Origin of the sequence: Leptolyngbya cf. ectocarpi LEGE 11479, from assembly GCF_015207065.1 — a bacterium.
GTDB classification, from domain to species: Bacteria; Cyanobacteriota; Cyanobacteriia; order Phormidesmidales; family Phormidesmidaceae; genus Leptothoe; species Leptothoe ectocarpi.
In genome coordinates this window covers 1-2,563 of record NZ_JADEXP010000548.1, presented here as the reverse complement: position 1 = coordinate 2,563, position 2,563 = coordinate 1, and the positions used below count along the sequence as shown (strand labels likewise).

Below are 2,563 nucleotides of genomic sequence, written 5' to 3'. Positions count from 1 at the left end.
CTGTTAGCGTGTATCTATTCTTATTAATCGTCCATGACCAATGTTCAATTACCAATGACTGCTGATTCAGATCTGATTAAGCGTCTAGAACCTAGTGCTATCGATCAGATAATGATGTACCTAGCCTTCAGTGCCATGCGTACTGGTGGACATCGTCATGGCGCGTTCCTAGATGCAGCTGCAACTGCTGCTAAATGTGCAATTTATACGACCTACATGGAGCAGGGACAAAACCTGCGCATGACGGGGCATTTGCATCATATTGAACCGAAGCGGGTTAAAGCCATCGTCGAAGAGGTGCGACAGGCTTTAAGCGAAGGTAAGTTATTAAAAATGCTGGGGGCGCAAGAGCCCCGGTACTTGATTCAGTTTCCCTATGTTTGGCTCGAAAAATATCCTTGGACTCCTGGACGATCTAGATTAGTCGGCACTAACCTAACGTCAGATGAAAAAGCCCAAATTGAGCAAAAGCTACCGCCAAATTTGCCAGATGCCCAGCTGATTACCTCATTTCAATTTGCTGAGCTGATTGAGTTTCTCCACGCCCGGTCCCAAGAATCTGTTCCAAGCGGGCGACAACTACCGCTGAGCGAAGCATTAGCAGAGCATATCCGACGACGCTTGATTTATTCTGGCACCGTTACGCGCGTTGACTCTCCATGGGGCATGCCTTTCTATTCGCTTTCTCGGGCTTCCTATATTCCGACAGATGATGCCGAAAGAACTTATACCATGATCGAAGATACGGCCCGCTATTTTCGACTTATGCATGAGTGGGTAGCTCGTAAAGATGGCACCATGAGGGTTCTAGAGTCTCTTGATATTCCATCAGAGAATCGTCAACAGGCCCTGGATGAATTAGATTTACTCTTACGCCAATGGGCTGATAAATATCACCAGTCTGGTGGTGAGCCTATGGTGCTACAAATGGCTGTCGGTGATAGCGATATAGACGCTAGTTGATATCCTAATTCGCTGCCCTGAGATTGGCGATGAGGTAGGGCAGCGAGTGGTCAGTTAATGCTGCTTAGAGGGTATTCCAAGCCTGAGTCATAATATCTCTCAACAAATGTCGGCTTTTGGGATCTAGTAAGGCATCATCGGCCATCAGCTCTGTAATCACATCCTCCAAGGTTTGGCCTTGGGAGCGAGCTGATTCGATAACATGGAGAATTGCTGTGGCTATGTGGGCTTCACTGACAGATTTATCTGATGGAGAGCTTTCTAAAACAGTTTTTAAAGTGGACGGGCTCATATGTCTGTATGGGTAAGATGCAATCGCCACCCGATGGGCTAGGCAAACTCTTAGGATTGCTTTGTTAGCTGATGATTGGCCCCGGTCAATCTTATAGTTTGCAAATCCATCCCAGATGGACCTGTAAACCAGTGGTAGTCAGTAAAACTACCGCTTCCTCACACATGTTGACCTGAAGTTAGAAAAGTCTAACCTAAGTTGACTCGTAAAAAGATTTTATTTTAGGGAATTGTGCGTAAAGTTTCCCTCAAGTCTTGGCTATGGGAGGCTGTTTTTCCAGACGCGGAAAATTGGGTAGATCAATGGCGGCTAGGGAGCCGATTCGCTTTTGAGGTTTTAATGGATTCGCCACAGGCGAAGGTCTACTCTGAGCAGAAATGGCTGGCAAATACGTATCGGCTGCTGTCACTACCTGAGCCGACTGCACTCGAGCAAGGATTTCATTTACCTGGGGGGATAGGGCAGTAGTCTCTGCTGCATCCTTGGGAGCAGCAGACTCAGATAGGCCTGTACTCCAGGGAGAGGGCTCAGTAAATTGAGGCTCCTCTGCAGCTGTGGCAGGCTCATGTAGCTCAAAATCGGCGGGAGTGTCTTCTGGATCCATAACCCGAGCTAGGTCGTGCCACAGCTGATCTTCTGCTTCGGTTTCTGATGCTTTGGCGAACGGCGCCGGCTGGCTACTGGGCTGAATGCCACGAATCATGGATTCTAGCTGGGGGTCTAGCCTACCTGGCCCCTGACTAGAGACCCAGGGACGAATTTCTTCGATTTTGGGCATCACGGCGGCTATGCCGTTGGTTTCAACGTTGGTCACCCCGCTGTTGGGTGCCTCCGCTGACATACTCAGACATTTTTCGAGAGCCGCCTTGAACTGTAGGGTGTAGCGCTGCTGTCTCTGGAGACGGGCTCTCAGGTCGCGACAGTTAGTATTTGTCTGTAATAGTTCCTGGGATTGTGCTGTGCTTTGCTGCAGTAGTGCTGCGTGCTCAGTTTCCAGACGCATGGCCCGTTCTCTGGATACAGCTAGCTCTGTTTGCAAGGTTTTGTTTAGCCGCTGATGCTGCTGCAGGGCATGGTTGCTTTGTTCTAATTCGGTGACCAACTGTACGATCTCCCGGTCGCCCTGCGGAAGACTGCCAGAATGGTCAATTTCGGCTTGGAGTGCTGCTTGCGATCGCTCCAGAGATTCTTCTAACTGCGATACCTTAGCCAGCAGCACATCGTTGCATTCGTTGAGATCTCGCACCAGATCGAGCAACTCGGTTTCACGTTGACTACTGGTCTCAGGGGAAGACATCTGGGTGGGAG

3 protein-coding genes are annotated in these 2,563 nt (G+C 49.4%); 1 reads left to right on the top strand and 2 read right to left on the bottom strand.

The genetic code is table 11. From position 1 onward, the window contains the following. The first annotated feature begins 33 nt into the window (after positions 1–33). Positions 34–963, top strand: coding sequence for a heterocyst differentiation master regulator HetR (hetR, locus tag IQ260_RS29735; protein WP_322745081.1), 930 nt, complete (start codon positions 34–36; stop codon positions 961–963). Between the two features lie 64 nt (positions 964–1,027). On the opposite strand, the gene IQ260_RS29730 is transcribed toward hetR, so the two are convergent. Both IQ260_RS29730 and IQ260_RS29725 read right to left on the bottom strand, forming a co-directional pair. Next, positions 1,028–1,255 (bottom strand): hypothetical protein, encoded by a 228-nt coding sequence (locus IQ260_RS29730; protein ID WP_193996658.1) that lies wholly within the window; start codon positions 1,253–1,255, stop codon positions 1,028–1,030. A gap of 247 nt (positions 1,256–1,502) precedes the next feature. After that, positions 1,503–2,563: hypothetical protein (locus IQ260_RS29725; protein ID WP_193996657.1), on the bottom strand; the 1,061-nt coding region annotated here is incomplete at its 5' end.

Coding starts and splice junctions, on each gene's coding strand:
- IQ260_RS29730 (WP_193996658.1), bottom strand. CDS start 1,255: ATGAGCCCGTCCACTTTAAAAACTGTTTTAGAAAGCTCTCCATCAGAT.
- hetR (WP_322745081.1), top strand. CDS start 34: ATGACCAATGTTCAATTACCAATGACTGCTGATTCAGATCTGATTAAG.